Source organism: Pantoea dispersa, from assembly GCF_035783935.1.
In the GTDB taxonomy this organism is placed as follows: domain Bacteria; phylum Pseudomonadota; class Gammaproteobacteria; order Enterobacterales; family Enterobacteriaceae; genus Pantoea; species Pantoea dispersa_C.
Genome location: NZ_JALKOV010000009.1, coordinates 223,988 through 240,977, shown reverse-complemented (window position 1 = coordinate 240,977; position 16,990 = coordinate 223,988). Strand labels below are relative to the sequence as shown.

The 16,990-nt window shown below is 55.6% G+C and carries 14 protein-coding genes and 1 rRNA gene; 8 read left to right on the top strand and 7 right to left on the bottom strand.

What is annotated here, in order from left to right:
* The first annotated feature begins 3 nt into the window (after nucleotides 1-3).
* A 5S ribosomal RNA gene (rrf, locus tag MXF20_RS18035) occupies nucleotides 4-119 on the top strand.
* Nucleotides 120-197: 78 nt separating this feature from the next.
* Here rrf and mobB read toward each other — a convergent pair.
* Both mobB and mobA read right to left on the bottom strand, forming a co-directional pair.
* The gene (gene mobB / locus MXF20_RS18030; protein ID WP_325970615.1) at nucleotides 198-701 is read right to left on the bottom strand and encodes a molybdopterin-guanine dinucleotide biosynthesis protein MobB; all 504 of its coding nucleotides are present in this window, start codon (nucleotides 699-701) and stop codon (nucleotides 198-200) included.
* Nucleotides 701-1,273 carry a molybdenum cofactor guanylyltransferase MobA gene (gene mobA / locus MXF20_RS18025; protein ID WP_325970614.1) on the bottom strand — a complete coding sequence of 191 codons (573 nt, stop codon included), beginning with the start codon at nucleotides 1,271-1,273 and terminating at the stop codon, nucleotides 701-703. Before mobA ends, mobB begins: the two co-directional genes overlap by 1 nt.
* A gap of 71 nt (nucleotides 1,274-1,344) precedes the next feature.
* Here mobA and MXF20_RS18020 point away from each other — a divergent pair, with 71 nt between their 5' ends.
* From MXF20_RS18020 to polA, 4 genes are all read left to right on the top strand, one after another.
* Entirely contained in the window at nucleotides 1,345-1,620 is a 276-nt protein-coding gene (locus MXF20_RS18020) for a YihD family protein (protein ID WP_021313943.1), read from the top strand.
* A 48-nt stretch (nucleotides 1,621-1,668) separates the two neighbouring features.
* Nucleotides 1,669-2,655, top strand: coding sequence for a serine/threonine protein kinase (locus MXF20_RS18015; protein WP_325970613.1), 987 nt, complete (start codon nucleotides 1,669-1,671; stop codon nucleotides 2,653-2,655).
* A 26-nt stretch (nucleotides 2,656-2,681) separates the two neighbouring features.
* The gene (gene dsbA / locus MXF20_RS18010) at nucleotides 2,682-3,311 is read left to right on the top strand and encodes a thiol:disulfide interchange protein DsbA (RefSeq protein ID WP_325970612.1); all 630 of its coding nucleotides are present in this window, start codon (nucleotides 2,682-2,684) and stop codon (nucleotides 3,309-3,311) included.
* Nucleotides 3,312-3,732: 421 nt separating this feature from the next.
* Nucleotides 3,733-6,522: a DNA polymerase I gene (gene polA, locus MXF20_RS18005; RefSeq protein WP_325970611.1), complete on the top strand. Its 2,790-nt coding sequence runs from the start codon at nucleotides 3,733-3,735 to the stop codon at nucleotides 6,520-6,522.
* 404 nt (nucleotides 6,523-6,926) lie between these two features.
* Here polA and yihA read toward each other — a convergent pair whose 3' ends face one another.
* The gene (yihA, locus tag MXF20_RS18000; protein WP_325970610.1) at nucleotides 6,927-7,568 is read right to left on the bottom strand and encodes a ribosome biogenesis GTP-binding protein YihA/YsxC; all 642 of its coding nucleotides are present in this window, start codon (nucleotides 7,566-7,568) and stop codon (nucleotides 6,927-6,929) included.
* 555 nt (nucleotides 7,569-8,123) lie between these two features.
* On the opposite strand from yihA, the gene yihI reads away from it, so the two are divergent.
* Both yihI and hemN read left to right on the top strand, forming a co-directional pair.
* Entirely contained in the window at nucleotides 8,124-8,642 is a 519-nt protein-coding gene (gene yihI / locus MXF20_RS17995; RefSeq protein WP_325970609.1) for a Der GTPase-activating protein YihI, read from the top strand.
* Nucleotides 8,643-8,879: 237 nt separating this feature from the next.
* Complete coding sequence (gene hemN, locus MXF20_RS17990; protein WP_325970608.1) at nucleotides 8,880-10,253, top strand: oxygen-independent coproporphyrinogen III oxidase; 1,374 nt, start codon at nucleotides 8,880-8,882, stop codon at nucleotides 10,251-10,253.
* A 29-nt stretch (nucleotides 10,254-10,282) separates the two neighbouring features.
* Here hemN and MXF20_RS17985 read toward each other — a convergent pair whose 3' ends face one another.
* The 4 genes from MXF20_RS17985 to glnA form a co-directional block, all read right to left on the bottom strand.
* The gene (locus MXF20_RS17985) at nucleotides 10,283-10,408 is read right to left on the bottom strand and encodes a YshB family small membrane protein (RefSeq protein ID WP_146068812.1); all 126 of its coding nucleotides are present in this window, start codon (nucleotides 10,406-10,408) and stop codon (nucleotides 10,283-10,285) included.
* 106 nt (nucleotides 10,409-10,514) lie between these two features.
* Complete coding sequence (gene glnG / locus MXF20_RS17980) at nucleotides 10,515-11,924, bottom strand: nitrogen regulation protein NR(I) (RefSeq protein WP_031279642.1); 1,410 nt, start codon at nucleotides 11,922-11,924, stop codon at nucleotides 10,515-10,517.
* A gap of 7 nt (nucleotides 11,925-11,931) precedes the next feature.
* Nucleotides 11,932-12,981, bottom strand: coding sequence for a nitrogen regulation protein NR(II) (gene glnL / locus MXF20_RS17975; RefSeq protein WP_325970607.1), 1,050 nt, complete (start codon nucleotides 12,979-12,981; stop codon nucleotides 11,932-11,934).
* A 198-nt stretch (nucleotides 12,982-13,179) separates the two neighbouring features.
* Nucleotides 13,180-14,589 carry a glutamate--ammonia ligase gene (gene glnA, locus MXF20_RS17970; protein ID WP_031279641.1) on the bottom strand — a complete coding sequence of 470 codons (1,410 nt, stop codon included), beginning with the start codon at nucleotides 14,587-14,589 and terminating at the stop codon, nucleotides 13,180-13,182.
* Nucleotides 14,590-15,029: 440 nt separating this feature from the next.
* Here glnA and typA point away from each other — a divergent pair, with 440 nt between their 5' ends.
* Nucleotides 15,030-16,850 (top strand): ribosome-dependent GTPase TypA, encoded by a 1,821-nt coding sequence (typA, locus tag MXF20_RS17965; protein WP_021507116.1) that lies wholly within the window; start codon nucleotides 15,030-15,032, stop codon nucleotides 16,848-16,850.
* The last annotated feature ends 140 nt before the right edge of the window (nucleotides 16,851-16,990 follow it).

The following is a 16,990-nucleotide window of genomic DNA, read 5'->3' as shown; positions in this document are numbered from 1 at the left end:
TTGCCTGGCGGCAACAGCGCGGTGGTCCCACCTGACCCCATGCCGAACTCAGAAGTGAAACGCCGTAGCGCCGATGGTAGTGTGGGGTCTCCCCATGCGAGAGTAGGGAACTGCCAGGCATCAAACAAGTGAAGAAGCCCCGAACGAGAGTCCGGGGCTTTTTTACGTCTGGCGATCGCCAAAAGCCAAACCACCGATCAACGGTTTTTCAGCCACTGAACAATAAATGCAGCGATCTGACCGGGCTGATTGATGTCGAGCACCGGTATTTGAAGCGCTAATGCTTCATCTGTCGCGATGGCAATCACCCGCTCGTCCAGCAATTCATCAATTTCACCCTTAACGCCGCGTCGCCATAACGCGATTTTTGGCACGGGTTCCTGTTTAAATCCCTCGACCAGCACCAGATCCAGCGCGTCAGCGTCCATACGGTCTGCCAGCTCCATCAAACTTAGCGGCTGCTGTGGCGTTTCACACATCAACGCCCAGCGAGAATCGCTGGCGACGATCACCTGATCGGCTCCCGCTTTGCGCAGCAGATAGCTGTCCTTTCCTGGCGTATCGATATCCATCTGATGATGGGTATGCTTAATCAGACCGGGTCGAATCCCCTGCGATCTCAGTAACGGAATCACCTGTTGTAATAAGGTGGTTTTGCCAGTGCCACTCCAGCCCACCACCGCCAGTAACGGCACACTCATCACGCTTTTTCCTCATTGATCAGGTCGTCAGGCGTATTGATATTGCGGAATGCCGCTTCATCATCATGAAACAGCACGCCGTGCCCACCGTGTTCGCGCATAAACTGCATCAGACGGCGTTCTCCGCGCAGTAGCCACGCTTCCAGCTCATCGGCCAGCGTTCGGTTAACCAGCGCCAGTGCCGGATGGTCACGCTGAGCTGATGTCACCCAGACGGCCGCCGCCGCGCCGCGCTGCTGCCACAGCCGTGCGACAAAATCCTGCGGTAGCCACGGCGTATCGCAGGCGCAAAATGCGACCCATTCGGTCTGGCTGTGCCGCAGGCCGCTAAGCATTCCGGCCAGCGGGCCGGGATAATCAGGCAGCGAATCACGAATCACCTGACAACCACTTGCCTGATAACGATCAATGTGACGGTTGGCGCTAATCAACACAATATTGACCTGCGGCTGTAAGCGCTGCAGAACGTGCTGATAAAGCGGTTTGCCCTGCAATGGCAGCAAGCCCTTATCCTGACCTCCCATACGGCTGCCTTGCCCGCCTGCGAGGATCACACCGGTAATTGTGTTCATCTTCGTCTCCCTGCTTAATCTGGACGATACTTAACAAACGGCAGCGAACCACCTGCATAAAGGAATCCATGATGAAATATCACCGACTCAATGAACTGCTCGAACTGCTGCAGCCTGCCTGGCAGCAAGAGCCCGATCTCAACCTGCTGGCATTTTTACAAAAACTGGCGCAGGAATCAGGTTTCAGTGGCCCATTAAGTGAATTAAGCGATGACGTATTGATTTACCATCTCAAAATGCGTGATGCCGGTAGCCAGGCCGTGATTCCAGGCCTGAAGAAAGATTATGAGGTGGACTTCAAAAGCGCGCTATTACGCGCACGTGGTGTGATCAAGGATGATGAGTAGTGTTATCCTTGCGCGTTCAACGCACAGGTAACCTACACAGGCACAAAGATGAGCGAAGCCGCTTTTAATTTTCAGACGCTAAATCCGGACGTCATTCTCGATGCGCTCTGGGATACCGGTCTGCGGGTCGAGTCCGGCTTAACCGCCCTGAACAGCTACGAAAACCGCGTCTATCAGTTTAGCGACGAAGATAAGCGGCGCTACGTGGCCAAGTTCTATCGTCCACAGCGCTGGAGTGCCGCGCAGATTGCTGAAGAGCACCAGTTTGCGCAGGATCTGCTGGACGATGAAGTGCCGGTTGCTGCGCCGCTATCGCTGCAGGGCAACACGCTCAATCAGCATGCAGGTTTCATGTTCGCGGTGTTCCCCAGTCTCGGCGGACGCCAGTATGAAACCGACAACGAAGAGCAGATGGAGTGGGTCGGGCGTTTCCTTGGCCGTATCCATCAAACCGGACGCCACAGTCCGTTCCGCCAGCGTCCGACGTTTGGCCTGCAGGAGTATGTGATCGAGCCGCGCCTGCAGCTGGAACAAAGCTCTCTGGTGCCTGCCGCGCAGAAGGATGCCCTGCTTAACGCGGTCGACAAACTCAGCGCGACGCTGCAGCACAGCTGGCACAGCCAGTGGCAACCGCTCCGGCTGCACGGTGACTGCCATCCCGGCAATATTCTGTGGCGCGATGGGCCGATGTTTGTCGATCTTGATGACGCGCGCACCGGTCCGGCAGTGCAGGATCTATGGATGCTGGTGAACGGTAGCCGTCAGGAGCAGCTGATCCAGTGGGATATTTTGCTGGAAGCGTACAACGAATTTGGTGATTTCGATTTACACGAATTGACACTGATTGAGTCTTTACGCGCCATGCGCATGGTTTATTATCTGGCCTGGGTAGTACGCCGCTGGCAGGATCCCGCTTTTCCGCGCGCCTTTCCCTGGATGACCGATGAGGACTTCTGGCGCCGGCAGATTGCACTATTTATCGAGCAGGAAAGGCTGTTACACGAACCGCCGTTGCAGCTTAGCCCGCAATTTTAATGAAGTACTCAGGAGATGTTCTCACGATGAAAAAGATTTGGTTTGCGCTGGTAGGTTTGATGCTGGCATTTAGCGCCTCAGCGGCACAGTTCAACGATGGCAAACAGTACGTTACGCTGTCAAAACCGGTTGCTGGTGAGCCGCAGGTAATGGAGTTTTTCTCCTTCTTCTGCCCGCACTGCTATCAGTTTGAACGCATTTACCACGTCAGCGATGCGGTGAGAAAGAACCTGCCGGCAGATACCAAAGTGACCAAATATCACGTTGATTTCCTTGGCGGCGACTTCGGTCCGGTAGTGACGCACGCATGGGCGGTAGCGATGGCGCTGGGCGTGGAAGACAAAGTGACCGCACCGATTTTCGACGGCATTCAGAAGACCCAGACCATTACCGACGCAGCCAGTCTGAAAGAGACCTTCATCAAAGCTGCAGGCATCACCTCTGAAGATTACGATGCGGCGTGGAACAGCTTCGCCGTGAAGGCGCTGGTTGCACAGCAGCAGAAAGCCGCGTCGGACGTGAATCTGCAGGGCGTACCGGCCATTTTCGTTAACGGCAAATACATGGTTAATAACGGCGGTCTGGATACCAGCTCAATGGACAACTTCGTTGCGGATTACGCCAACGTCGTGAAATTCCTGGTTGAGAAAAAGTAATCAGGCGCTGAAAATGCGATAGCTCAGGCTGTAGCGGCGCGGTTATCTTCCCGCCGCTACAGTGAAACCCACCCAAAAACATGCCTGATCAATAGCGTCGTACATCGCTCATCGCCAACGTTTCAATTAGCCTTTCGCTTAATATCCACATAGACGATCGCCTTTTTAAAAAGGTGTTTCGTATCACAGTAAGATTATAACCTACTGAATAAAAACATCTTTTAATTATAAATTAATTGCATTTAGCGTAAATAACAATACGTTATGAATTTTACGCACAAACTTATCCACAAGATGATCGTTGCGATCCGCGCCGCGTAACCGCGAAAAAGATCCTCACTTTCCGCTGTTACTTCAACATTGTTCGCTGGTTGTGGCATCCTTATAACCCTGATTATCGCAACGAAGAAAATACAAACCTATGGCGCAAATTGCAGAAAATCCCCTGATTCTGGTAGATGGCTCTTCCTACCTCTACCGTGCATATCATGCCTTTCCGCCCCTGACCAACAGTGCGGGTGAGCCAACCGGCGCCATGTATGGTGTGCTCAACATGCTGAAAAGCCTGCTGATGCAGTATCAACCCAGCCATGTGGCTGTGGTCTTCGATGCCAAAGGCAAAACGTTCCGCGATGAGCTGTTTGAAAATTACAAATCGCACCGTCCACCGATGCCGGACGACTTACGCGCGCAAATCGCACCGCTACACGAGATGGTAAAAGCCATGGGGCTGCCGCTGCTGGCGGTGTCCGGCGTGGAAGCGGACGACGTGATCGGCACGCTGGCGCTGGAAGCGGAAAAGCAGGGCCGGGCAGTGCTAATCAGCACCGGTGATAAAGATATGGCGCAGCTGGTGACGCCGGGCATTACCCTGATCAACACCATGACCAACACCGTGCTCGGTCCGGAAGAGGTTGAGCAGAAATACGGAGTGCCGCCTTCACTGATCATCGATTTCCTCGCCATGATGGGCGACAGCTCGGACAACATTCCGGGTGTGCCGGGCGTGGGCGAGAAAACCGCACAGGCGCTGTTGCAGGGGCTGGGCGGCATGCGATCCATCTATGACAATCTGGATAAAGTGGCCGATCTCGCCTTCCGTGGGGCAAAAACCATGGCGGCGAAGCTGGAGCAGAACCGCGATGTGGCGTTTCTCTCCTACCAGCTGGCGACCATCAAAACCGACGTGGAGCTGGAGCTGGGCTGCGAGCAGCTGACGGTTAACGAGCCTGACGTTGAAGCATTGCAGACGCTGTTTAGCCGCTATGAATTCAAACGCTGGCTTAGCGATCTGCAGGAAGGAAAATGGCTGCAGGGTAAAAAGAGCAATAGCCAGGCGCAGAAATCGCTGCCGGATGAACCTGCCGTGGCTGCAGCGGAAACGGTCAGCGTGCTGTCATCCGACGGTTATGTCACCATCCTCGACGAAGCAACCTTTGCCGACTGGCTGAAAAAACTGCAACGCGCCGAGGTGTTTGCTTTTGACCTGGAAACCGATTCGCTGGATACCCTGAGCGCCAATATCGTCGGCATTGCCTTCGCTGTGGCACCGGGCGAAGCCGCTTACCTGCCGGTGGCGCATGACTATCTTGACGCACCACCGCAGCTGGATCGCGCCGCGGTTCTGGAGCAGCTGAAACCGCTGCTGGAGGACAGTAAAGCAGCGAAGGTCGGACAGAATCTGAAGTACGATCGTGGTGTACTGAAAAATTACGATATTGAGCTGAACGGCATCAAATTCGACACCATGCTGGAGTCTTACTGCCTGAACAGCGTCGGCGGCAAGCATGATATGGACAGCCTGGCGGCCCGCTGGCTTAACCACAAAACTGTTACCTTTGAAGAGATTGCCGGTAAGGGTAAAAACCAGCTTACCTTTAATCAGATCGCTCTGGAGCAGGCGGCGCACTATGCGGCAGAAGACGCTGACGTCACGCTGCAGCTGCACTTGCAGATGTGGCCGAAGCTGGAGCAGGAAGCCGGTCCGAAGCAGGTATTCGAGGCGATTGAAATGCCGCTGCTGAAGGTGATTTCGCGCATTGAGCGCAATGGCGTGCTGATCGATCAGAACATCCTTGCCAGACATTCGCAGGAGCTGACCACGCGTCTGGCCGAGCTGGAGCTGAAGGCGCACGAGCTGGCGGGCGAGCCGTTTAACCTCTCCTCCACTAAACAGCTGCAAACCATTCTGTTTGAGAAGCAGGGGATTAAGCCGACGAAGAAAACGCCGGGCGGCGCGCCATCGACCAGTGAAGAAGTGCTGGCGGAACTGGCGCTCGACTATCCGCTGCCGAAAGTGATTCTTGAGCACCGCGGGCTGTCGAAGCTGAAATCCACCTATACCGATAAGCTGCCGCAGATGATCAATCCGATCACCGGTCGGGTGCACACCTCCTATCATCAGGCAGTGACGGCCACCGGACGACTCTCCTCGACCGACCCGAACCTGCAAAACATTCCGGTACGAAATGAAGAGGGGCGGCGTATTCGTCAGGCGTTTATCGCTGGCAAGGACAAGCGCATCGTGGCCGCCGACTATTCGCAGATTGAGCTGCGTATTATGGCGCACCTGTCGCAGGACAAAGGCCTGCTGGATGCGTTTGCCCAGGGCGAAGATATCCACCGCGCCACCGCATCCGAAGTGTTTGGTGTGGCGCTCGGCAAGGTTTCCGGTGAGCAGCGCCGCAGTGCCAAAGCGATTAACTTCGGGCTGATCTATGGCATGAGTGCATTTGGCCTGTCGCGCCAGCTGAACATTGGCGCCGGCGAAGCGAAGAAGTACATGGATCTCTACTTTGAGCGCTATCCGGGCGTGCTGCGTTATATGGAAGCGACGCGCGCGCAGGCCGCGGATAAGGGGTACGTCGAGACGCTGGATGGTCGTCGTCTGTGGCTGCCGGACATCAACTCCAGCAATGCCATTCGCCGGAAAGCCGCCGAGCGTGCGGCGATCAACGCACCGATGCAGGGCACCGCAGCGGATATCATCAAACGTGCCATGATCGCCGTGGACGGCTGGCTGCTGCAGCAGAACAGTGACGAGGTGAAAATGATCATGCAGGTACACGATGAACTGGTATTCGAGATCCACAAAGATGCCGTCGCCAGCGCCAGCCAGACGATCCGTGAACTGATGGAGAACAGCATGAAGCTGGACGTGCCGCTGCAGGTGGAAGTGGGGACGGGCGATAACTGGGATCAGGCGCACTAAGGACAGGCGGCCGGCTGCGCATGCCGCGGCTGCGTCATAAGAAAAAAGTTTACTTAATCGGTTCAGCCGGTCATCAAAACTGCCGGTAAAATACAGGTTTAGTAACTGCTTATCGGCTAAGCATTTTTTTAGTAATTAAACTACATGCCCTGCACGAAAATGTGACGCATCTGGTAAAAAAGATGTCGAATTCTGAAACTTAACAACAAAAAACCCTTTGTTGGTCCGAAAAAATCGGGTAAAGTTCATCGCGTAGGGTACAGAGGTAAGATGTTCTATCTTTCAGACCTTTTACTTCACGTAATCGGATTTGGCTGAATATTAGCCGCCCCAGTCATTTATGACTGGGGCGTTTTTTATTGGGCTTTTTCTGAAAAAAAGCGGACGCTAAGGTCCGCCAGGCGCTACTCTGGCAACGCTTCGCCATCGCCTTCCTGCGCCGGCGTCAGCTCGCTGAACCAGGTATCAAGTTTCTGACGCAGCTTATCAACGCCCAGTTTCTTCAGCGATGAGAACATTTCAACCTGCACATCGCCCATGAATGCCAGCGATGCCTCACGCACCATGTTCAGCTGCGCTTTACGCGCACCGGAAGCCAGCTTGTCGGCTTTGGTCAGCAGCAGCATGACCGGAATACCGCTCTGCACCGCCCATTCAATCATCTGCTGATCGAGGTCTTTCAGCGGATGGCGGATATCCATCAGCACCACCAGCCCTTTCAGTGCCTGACGTTTCTGCAGATATTCACCCAGCGCGCGCTGCCATTTCCGCTTCATCTCTTCCGGGACTTCCGCATAGCCGTAACCGGGTAAATCCACCAGGCGTTTGCCTTCCACCACTTCAAACAGGTTAATCAGCTGTGTGCGGCCGGGCGTTTTACTGGTACGCGCCAGGCTTTTCTGGTTGGTCAGGGTATTCAGCGCGCTGGATTTGCCCGCATTTGAGCGCCCGGCAAAGGCAACTTCAATGCCCGTATCCGCCGGCAGATGACGAATATCCGGTGCGCTTAGGATGAAATGGGTGATGTGATAGTTCAAAGCAGACAAGGTAAAACTCCAGCAGAGTGATCGGGCAATGGCGCTGATTATACCTGTTATGGCGCAAAAGTGCCCGACAGGCGTCTTAACGCGGCATTTTGTAAGAGATCGGCGCTATTTGCTGCCAGTTATTACGGATTCACGCAAGTTTCACTCTCAACATTATTGTATTTTTTCAATAGCTTACGGGTAAACTGAAAAAGACCGTTCTAAATTAGAGACAAGTCTCACTTGTTCAATTTACTGTTTGGTCTACATTTGTTGTCAGTGCACGGCAGCACCCATCAGGATGATGAGCTCAGGAGCGTCGGGGATGACCACGAGCATGGCAGGAGAGCGATTCAGGCAGGAATCGGACAGGGACAGGGATTACTCGCAGGAGCGATGTGGCGATGGAGCAACCGGGATGTTGTGAGCCGTAAAGGATTAGACGCGTGTTTCCTTCGTACGAAGGTGCGAAATAAGGCGATAGCACAGGCTATCGCCTTTTTTCTTTGTCATCTTTCTGCTAGATTTCGCCGCAATTCTATACTGAACTCACCAGGCATCGCCGAGACCGAACACATGAAGCAACCTGCACCAGCCCAGCGTGGCAAACCTGCTGCTAAAGCCAAACGTAAATCGCGTGAAGAACTGAACCAGGAAGCACGCGATCGCAAGCGCGACAAAAAGCACAGCGGCCATAAGTCCGGCAGCCGCGCCAATCCGGAAACGCAGAGCGCCGGCAAAGGGCACAGTAATAAAAGCGCCGATCCGCGGATGGGCAGCAAAAAGCCAGTCGCCCTGGTGGCGGACGGAAAAACCCAGCTAGAGAAAAAAGTGGCGAAGCCGAAGCCTAAAGCAGAAAAAGTGCGCCTGACGCCGCAGGAAGAGCTGGCGAAGCTGGAAAACGATGAGCGTCTCGACACGCTGCTCGACCGCCTCGAGAGCGGTGATACGCTGAGCGCTGAAGATCAGGCGTGGCTGGACGAGACGCTGGATCGCATCGACGAGCTGATGGAGACGCTGGGCATCGCGCTGGATGACGACGTGGAAGACGAGCAGGCAGAAGAGGACATGATGCGCCTGCTCAAGGGCAACTAACCGCCCATTTTGATCGGCATGCGGGTTTGCGCATGCCGCGCTAAACAGGTATTCACCTATGTTTTGGCCTGGATCAATTTTAGCGCTGCTGCTGACATGTTATCTGCTGTGGTTATTGTTTAAACTACGCCGCCTGTCGCGGCTGAAATCGCGCTTACGGCGGCGTTCCGCCCAGCGCTTCGTCTCCTCTTCTGCCACGCGACCCTCCCTCAGACGACGTCACCGTAAGGAGTGAGCATGTCATCGCAGCAGATTGAGTGGGATCAGCGGCTCATCGAGAAATACAATTACGCCGGCCCGCGTTACACCTCTTATCCCACCGCACTGGAGTTTAGCGAAAGCTTTGGTGCGAGCGATTTCCAGCACGCGGTTGAGCGCTATCCCGAGCGCGCGCTGTCGCTGTACGTGCACATCCCATTCTGCCATCGTCTCTGCTACTTCTGCGGCTGCAATAAAATCGTGACGCGCCAGCTGCACAAGGCCGATCGCTATCTTGACGTGCTGGCGCAGGAGATTCGTCAGCGCGCGCCGCTGTTTGCTGGCCGTCGCGTTACGCAGCTGCACTGGGGCGGCGGCACACCCACCTTCCTCAATCAACAGCAGGTCAGCCGGCTGGTGGCGCTGCTGCGCAGCCATTTCGACATCGCAGACGATGTTGAGATGTCGATTGAAGTCGATCCGCGTGAAATTGAGCTGGAGATGATCGATCACCTGCGCGCAGAGGGCTTCAATCGCCTGAGCATGGGCGTGCAGGATTTCAACAAGGCGGTGCAGGAGCGGGTCAACCGCGTTCAGGATGAAGAGACCATTTTCGCTCTGGTGCAGCGTGCCCGCGCGCAGGGATTCCGCTCAGTCAGTCTGGATTTAATCTACGGCCTGCCGCTGCAGACGCCAGAGAGCTTTGCTTTTACGCTGCAGCGGGTGATTGCGCTCAACCCGGATCGCCTCAGCGTCTTCAACTATGCGCACATGCCTGCGCTGTTTGCCGCTCAGCGCAAAATCAAAGATGAGGAACTGCCCACGGCGGCGCAGAAGCTGCAGATCCTGCAGCAAACCATCGCGACGCTGACCGGTGCAGGTTACCAGTTTATTGGCATGGACCATTTTGCCAAACCGGATGATGAACTGGCGGTGGCACAGCGCGCCGGCGTGCTGCATCGCAATTTTCAGGGTTACACCACGCAGGGCGAAACCGAACTGCTCGGGCTGGGCGTTTCGGCCATCAGTATGCTGGGTGACAGCTATGCGCAGAATCAGAAAGAGTTAAAAGCCTGGTATGCCAGCGTTGAGCAGCAGGGCCATGCGCTGTGGCGCGGTTTAACCCTGAGCGAAGATGATTGTCTGCGGCGGGATGTGATCAAAGCGCTGATCTGTAACTTTGCGCTGGATTTTGCCGACATTGAAGCCCGGTGGCCGGTGGTGTTTGAACGCTACTTTGCGGAGGATTTAGCGCTGCTGGCGCCGCTGGTGGCGGACGGCTTGCTTGAGATGGGTGAGCGCCGCCTGCAGGTCACCGGCATTGGCCGTCTGCTGATTCGCAATATCTGCATGTGCTTTGACCGCTATCTGCGGCAGAAAGCGCGTATGCAGCAATTTTCGCGGGTGATTTAAGCATAAAGGGAGCAAACGCTCCCTTTATGTTAACTGAACAGACTGACGCTGAGGGCGCAGACCACGGCGGCCAGCGCGGTTTGCGGTGAGTGAGTCACAGCATTACCGATTGCCGCCACGTTGTGCGCGATCAGCTGGATGACAGATTGCAACATAATAGCCTCTCCCGATTGCCGTCCGTATGATACTGAACGGCACCAGTCTGTACAGATGCCACGTGCAGAAATTGTGCAATAAACAACCGTTTTACACTTTCCCGCACTATTCCATGCCCAGTTCTTTCAGCTTACGCGTGAGCGTATTACGGCCCCAGCCCAGTAAACGTGCCGCTTCCTGCTTGTGGCCCTGCGTATGGCGCAGGGCGGTGGTCAGCAGCGTACGCTCCATCTCCGGCTGAGCCTCTGACAGCAGGTTTTGATGACCGGAACGCAGTGCGCGGTCTGCCCACTGTGCCAGCAGCGTTGCCCAGCTGTCCGGCAGCGACTGCACCGGATTTTCCGGCGTGCTCGACTCAAAAAGCTCCGGCGGCAGATCCTGAATCAGCACTTCCTGGCCCGCAGCCATCACCGTCAGCCAGCGGCAGGTGTTCTCCAGCTGGCGCACGTTGCCCGACCAGTGCAGCCGCGTCAGCGCAGCTTCGGTCTCCGGATGCAGAATTTTCGCTTCCACGCCCAGCTCACGCGCTGCGACCTGCAGGAAGTAGCGCGCCAGACGCGGGATATCTTCGCGACGTTCACGCAGCGGCGGCAGATGCACGCGAATTACGTTAAGGCGATGGAACAGGTCCTCACGGAATTTGCCCTCCTGCACGCGCAGCTCCAGATTCTGGTGAGTTGCAGCGATGATACGTACATCCACCTTCACCGGTGCATAGCCGCCAACGCGATAGAACTGGCCATCGGCCAGCACGCGCAGCAGACGCGTCTGCACATCCAGCGGCATATCGCCGATCTCATCAAGGAACAGCGTGCCGCCATCGGCCTGCTCAAAGCGACCCTGACGGATCTGGTTCGCGCCGGTAAACGCGCCTTTCTCGTGGCCAAACAGTTCTGACTCGATCAAATCCTTCGGGATCGCCGCCATATTCAGCGCGATAAACGGCGATTTGGCACGCGGGCTGTGGCGATGCAGCGCATGCGCCACCAGCTCTTTACCGGTACCGGACTCGCCGTTGATCAGCACGCTAATCGACGAGCGCGACAGACGGCCGATGATGCGGAAAACATCCTGCATCGCCGGCGCTTCGCCGATGATGTCGGTGGTCGGGCCGCTTACCGGCTGATTGCGCGGCTGCTGCTGCTCCTGATAGTGGCTAATGGCGCGCTCCACCAGCGCGACCGCTTCATCAATATCAAACGGCTTAGGCAGGTAATCAAACGCGCCCTGCTGATAAGCGCTGACCGCTGCGTCGAGGTCCGAATGCGCGGTCATAATGATGACCGGCAGCATCGGATGACGCTGTTTGATCTGCTTCAGCAGCGCCAGACCATCCATGCCCGGCATACGAATATCCGACAATAATACGTCCGGGGTTTTGGTCGAGAGCGCATCCAGCACCTCGTTGCCGCTGTCAAAGGTGGCGCAGCTTAAACCGGCTCCAGTGAGCGCGCGTTCAAGCACCCAGCGGATGGAGCTATCGTCATCGACGATCCAGACTATCCCTCGTTGCATAGAAACCTCACTGGCGAATAGGCAGGTAAACCGAGAATTCGGTATGACCTGGCCAACTGTTAAATTCAATTTTTCCCGAATGCTGATCGATCAGACTGCGGGCGATAGAGAGACCTAAACCGGTGCCGCCTTCACGTCCGCTGACCATCGGATAGAACAGCGTATCCTGCAGCTGCGCCGGAATGCCCGGGCCATCATCTTCAATGTCGATACGCGCCACCAGGCGATAGCGCGTGCCGTGTAACGTCAGCTGAAACGCGGTACGGGTACGGATGACAATGGTGCCGCCCGCTTCGCCCAGCGCCTGCAGTGCGTTACGCACCACGTTGAGCAGCACCTGCTCAATCTGGTCCGGGTCGTGCGGCAGTTCCGGCAGGCTGGGGTCGTAATCACGCACCAGCGCGACGTTTTCCGGCAGCTCCATCGACACCAGGTTGACCACGCGTTCAGCCACCTGATGGATGCTCTGAGTCACGTGCAATCCGGGCTGTTGTGGGCCCAGCAGGCGGTCGACCAGGTTACGCAGCCGGTCGGCCTGCTCAATAATCACTTTGGTATATTCATTCAGCGCCGGATCGGGCAGGGCGCGCGATAACAGCTGCGCCGCGCCGCGCAATCCGCCGAGCGGGTTTTTAATTTCATGCGCCAGACCACGCACCAGATCGCGCGCAGCAACCTGCTGGGCGTGCTGAATCTGCTCCTGGCTGAGACGACGCTGATTATCCATCGGCGCCATTTCCAGCAGAATAAATCCGTCGGGTAAACGCTGTGCCGTCAGCGACATAATATGCGCGCGGCCATCAACCACTAATGTCACTTCGCTATCGGTAAAGCCCTGGCCCGCCCCTAAACTTTCGCTCATCACCTCAATGTTCAGCGAAAAATAGCCGGTAAGTTCCGGTAATGGCGTGCCAAACAATTTTCGTGAGCTTTGCGCCAGTAATTGCTGTGCCGCCGGATTGGCGTAATGGATAACCAGATCGTTATCGACCAGCAAAATACTGTTGATCAGGGAGTTGAGAATCTGCCCCGCGTCGGGCAGCGTACCAGTTGCCATACAGCGTTCCTCTGCACCAAATGAGTGCATTATAGCCTTTGGGGACGCAAAACAATTCGTCGAACGATGAATTCGCGGTGAAAAAAGCCCATCCGAAGATGGGCTAAAGTTTCCACGGCAACAAAAAATCTTCGGCGCCAGGATTAGCACCGTTGCGGCGTTGGCGGCTACGGTGCATCTGCGCGAATCTTTTAAGGATTAAACGCTGTAGTACAGTTCGAACTCAACCGGGTGCGGCGTCATGCGAACGCGGTCGTTGTCGGCTTTACGCAGTTCGATGTAAGCATCGATTGCGTCGTCAGTGAACACGCCGCCACGGGTCAGGAACTCGCGGTCTTCGTTCAGTGCGTTCAGCGCTTCTTCCAGTGAACCGGCCACTTTTGGAATCTCAGCTTCTTCTTCCGGCGGCAGGTCGTACAGGTTTTTGTCCATCGCATCGCCAGGGTGGATCTTGTTGATCACGCCGTCGAGGCCGGCCATCAGCAGTGCGGTGAACGCCAGGTATGGGTTAGCCGCTGGATCCGGGAAGCGCGCTTCGATACGACGTGCTTTCGGGCTCGCAACAACCGGGATACGGATAGAAGCAGAACGGTTACGTGCTGAGTAAGCCAGCATTACCGGCGCTTCGTAGCCTGGAACCAGACGCTTGTAGGAGTTGGTGGTCGGGTTCGCCAGGGCGTTGATGGCTTTAGCGTGCTTGATGATACCGCCGATGTAGAACAGAGCAGTTTCAGACAGGCCGCCGTATTTGTCGCCAGAGAACAGGTTCACGCCGCCTTTAGACAGTGACATGTGGCAGTGCATACCGGAACCGTTGTCGCCAAACATCGGCTTCGGCATAAAGGTTGCCGTTTTGCCGTAGGCGTGCGCAACGTTGTGCACGACATATTTGTAGATCTGAATTTCGTCAGCTTTCTTGGTCATGGTGTTGAAGCGGGTCGCCACTTCGTTCTGACCCGCGGTTGCCACTTCGTGGTGATGCGCTTCAACCACCAGACCCATCTGCTCCATGGTCAGACACATGGCAGAACGGATGTCCTGTGATGAGTCAACCGGTGGCACCGGGAAGTAGCCGCCTTTCAGACCTGGACGGTGACCTTTGTTACCGCCTTCGTACTCTTTACCGGTGTTCCAGGCTGCTTCGATGTCGTCGATAGCCACGTGTGAGCCGGAAGTTGACGAGCCGAAACGGATGTCGTCAAACAGGAAGAACTCTGGCTCAGGTCCGAACAGTACGGTGTCGGCGATGCCGGAAGAACGCAGGAACTCTTCTGCGCGCTTGGCAATGGAGCGCGGGTCGCGATCGTAGCCCTGCAGCGTGCCTGGCTCGAGAATGTCACAGCGGATGATGAGCGTCGGATCTTCGAAGAACGGATCCATTACGGCAGTTGTTGCATCCGGCATCAGCACCATGTCTGATTCGTTAATGCCTTTCCAGCCGCCGATGGAAGAGCCATCGAACATTTTGCCTTCTTCGAAGAAGTCAGCGTTAACCTGGTGAGCAGGGATAGTAACGTGCTGTTCTTTACCTTTGGTATCGGTAAAACGCAGGTCAACAAACTTAACTTCGTGCTCGTTCATCATCGAGAGAACGTGTTCAGCGGACATACTCAACTCTCCTGGAAATGGTCATTTTGTCGTCGTGGTGAGAGAACTTCTGTTGCCGGGAATGTGTCACGACTACTGACCACCCCTGACCAAGATCTCGGCAAGCTCTTCAACCGTTGTGCAACTGTCGTTTTCGCTTAAAAGATATAAAGCGAATTCTGTGCCAACTTTATTACAATGGTGAAAATGGCGCTGCGATGCGCCCTGCGGTGAGACGACGGCTGCACCAGCGTGGATGGAATGCACCAAAATAGTGCCGTCAGTTTAGGGGTGAGCACTTAAATGGTGCAAAGCGCCATCAAAGTGCAGCTTAATGCACCGTTATTGGTGCTAAAAACGCGCACTGCGAGAATCTTTCGGCGAAAACTGTGATCATGTTCAGTCTTTCGCTTAATCCGTGTACAATACCGCGTTATTTCTATAATGCCTGAGGCAAAGCTGTGATCGAAAATTTGCGTAACATCGCCATCATCGCGCACGTTGACCATGGAAAGACCACCCTGGTTGACAAACTGCTGCAACAGTCCGGTACTTTTGATGCCCGTACCGAAGCGACTGAGCGTGTGATGGACTCCAACGATTTGGAGAAAGAGCGTGGGATTACCATCCTCGCGAAAAACACCGCCATCAAATGGAACGACTACCGTATCAACATCGTTGATACCCCGGGACACGCCGACTTCGGTGGTGAAGTTGAGCGCGTCATGTCCATGGTGGATTCGGTGCTGCTGGTTGTAGACGCGATGGATGGCCCTATGCCGCAAACCCGCTTCGTAACCAAGAAAGCCTTTGCCCACGGTTTGAAGCCGATTGTAGTGATCAACAAAGTTGACCGTCCTGGCGCGCGTCCGGACTGGGTTGTGGACCAGGTATTTGACCTGTTCGTCAACCTCGACGCGACTGACGAGCAGCTCGATTTCCCGATCATTTATGCGTCTGCGCTGAATGGTATCGCCGGTCTGGATCACACCGACATGGCTGACGACATGACCCCGCTGTATCAGGCGATCGTCGACCACGTTTCTCCACCGCAGGTTGAAGTTGAAGCCCCACTGCAGATGCAGATCTCGCAGCTGGACTACAACAACTACCTCGGCGTAATCGGTATCGGCCGCATCAAGCGCGGTAAAGTGAAGCCAAACCAGCAGGTTACTGTGATCGACAGCGAAGGGAAAACCCGTAACGCGAAAGTCGGTAAAGTGCTGGGCCATCTGGGTCTGGAGCGTATTGAATCCGATCTGGCTGAAGCGGGCGACATCATCGCTATCACCGGTCTGGGCGAGCTGAACATCTCCGACACCATCTGCGACACGCAGAACGTCGAAGCGCTGCCAGCGCTGAGCGTGGATGAGCCAACCGTAACCATGTTCTTCAACGTCAACACCTCACCGTTCTGTGGTAAAGAAGGTAAGTTTGTGACGTCGCGTCAGATCCTTGAGCGTCTGAACAAAGAGCTGGTGCACAACGTGGCGCTGCGCGTGGAAGAGACCGAAGATGCCGACGCGTTCCGCGTATCTGGTCGTGGTGAGCTGCACCTGTCCGTTCTGATCGAAAACATGCGTCGTGAAGGTTACGAGCTGGCGGTTTCCCGTCCGAAAGTTATCTTCCGCGAATTCGAAGGCCGCAAGCAGGAGCCATTCGAGAACGTTACCCTCGACATCGAAGAAACCCATCAGGGTTCGGTGATGCAGGCCATGGGTGAGCGTAAAGGCGATCTGAAAAACATGGATCCGGATGGTAAAGGCCGCGTACGTCTCGACTACGTGATCCCAAGCCGTGGTCTGATCGGCTTCCGTAACGAATTCATGACCATGACTTCCGGTACCGGTCTGCTGTACTCCACCTTCAGCCACTACGACGACGTGCGTCCGGGCGAAGTGGGCCAGCGTCAGAACGGCGTGCTCATCTCCAACGGTCAGGGTAAAGCGGTTGCTTTCGCCCTGTTCGGTCTGCAGGATCGCGGTAAGCTGTTCCTCGGTCACGGTGCGGAAGTGTATGAAGGCCAGATCATCGGTATTCACAGCCGCTCTAACGACCTGACCGTTAACTGCCTGACCGGTAAGAAACTGACCAACATGCGTGCGTCAGGTACTGACGAAGCCACCACCCTGGTACCACCGCAGAAAATGACGCTGGAACAGGCTATCGAGTTCATCGATGACGACGAACTGGTAGAAGTGACGCCACAGTCAGTGCGTATTCGTAAACGTCACCTGACCGAGAACGATCGCAAGCGCGCGTCTCGCGGCAGCAAAGAGTAAGCGAAACCGTCTGATAATGAGCCCCGCACCCGCGGGGCTTTTTTTTGTCTGTCGGTTGTGACGGCGCGGCCTGGGCGAAATCAGACCCCGCTTGCGGAATGCGGATTTCCCCTAAGCGTACCTGTTCAGGCTTCTCTTTT

Excerpts from the sequence above, each read along its gene's own strand:
- glnA (WP_031279641.1), bottom strand. The coding sequence starts at position 14,589 with ATGTCCGCTGAACACGTTCTCTCGATGATGAACGAGCACGAAGTTAAG.
- polA (WP_325970611.1), top strand. The coding sequence starts at position 3,733 with ATGGCGCAAATTGCAGAAAATCCCCTGATTCTGGTAGATGGCTCTTCC.
- MXF20_RS17985 (WP_146068812.1), bottom strand. The coding sequence starts at position 10,408 with ATGTTGCAATCTGTCATCCAGCTGATCGCGCACAACGTGGCGGCAATC.
- glnG (WP_031279642.1), bottom strand. The coding sequence starts at position 11,924 with ATGCAACGAGGGATAGTCTGGATCGTCGATGACGATAGCTCCATCCGC.
- dsbA (WP_325970612.1), top strand. The coding sequence starts at position 2,682 with ATGAAAAAGATTTGGTTTGCGCTGGTAGGTTTGATGCTGGCATTTAGC.
- mobB (WP_325970615.1), bottom strand. The coding sequence starts at position 701 with ATGAGTGTGCCGTTACTGGCGGTGGTGGGCTGGAGTGGCACTGGCAAA.
- mobA (WP_325970614.1), bottom strand. The coding sequence starts at position 1,273 with ATGAACACAATTACCGGTGTGATCCTCGCAGGCGGGCAAGGCAGCCGT.
- hemN (WP_325970608.1), top strand. The coding sequence starts at position 8,880 with ATGTCATCGCAGCAGATTGAGTGGGATCAGCGGCTCATCGAGAAATAC.
- glnL (WP_325970607.1), bottom strand. The coding sequence starts at position 12,981 with ATGGCAACTGGTACGCTGCCCGACGCGGGGCAGATTCTCAACTCCCTG.
- yihI (WP_325970609.1), top strand. The coding sequence starts at position 8,124 with ATGAAGCAACCTGCACCAGCCCAGCGTGGCAAACCTGCTGCTAAAGCC.
- MXF20_RS18015 (WP_325970613.1), top strand. The coding sequence starts at position 1,669 with ATGAGCGAAGCCGCTTTTAATTTTCAGACGCTAAATCCGGACGTCATT.
- MXF20_RS18020 (WP_021313943.1), top strand. The coding sequence starts at position 1,345 with ATGAAATATCACCGACTCAATGAACTGCTCGAACTGCTGCAGCCTGCC.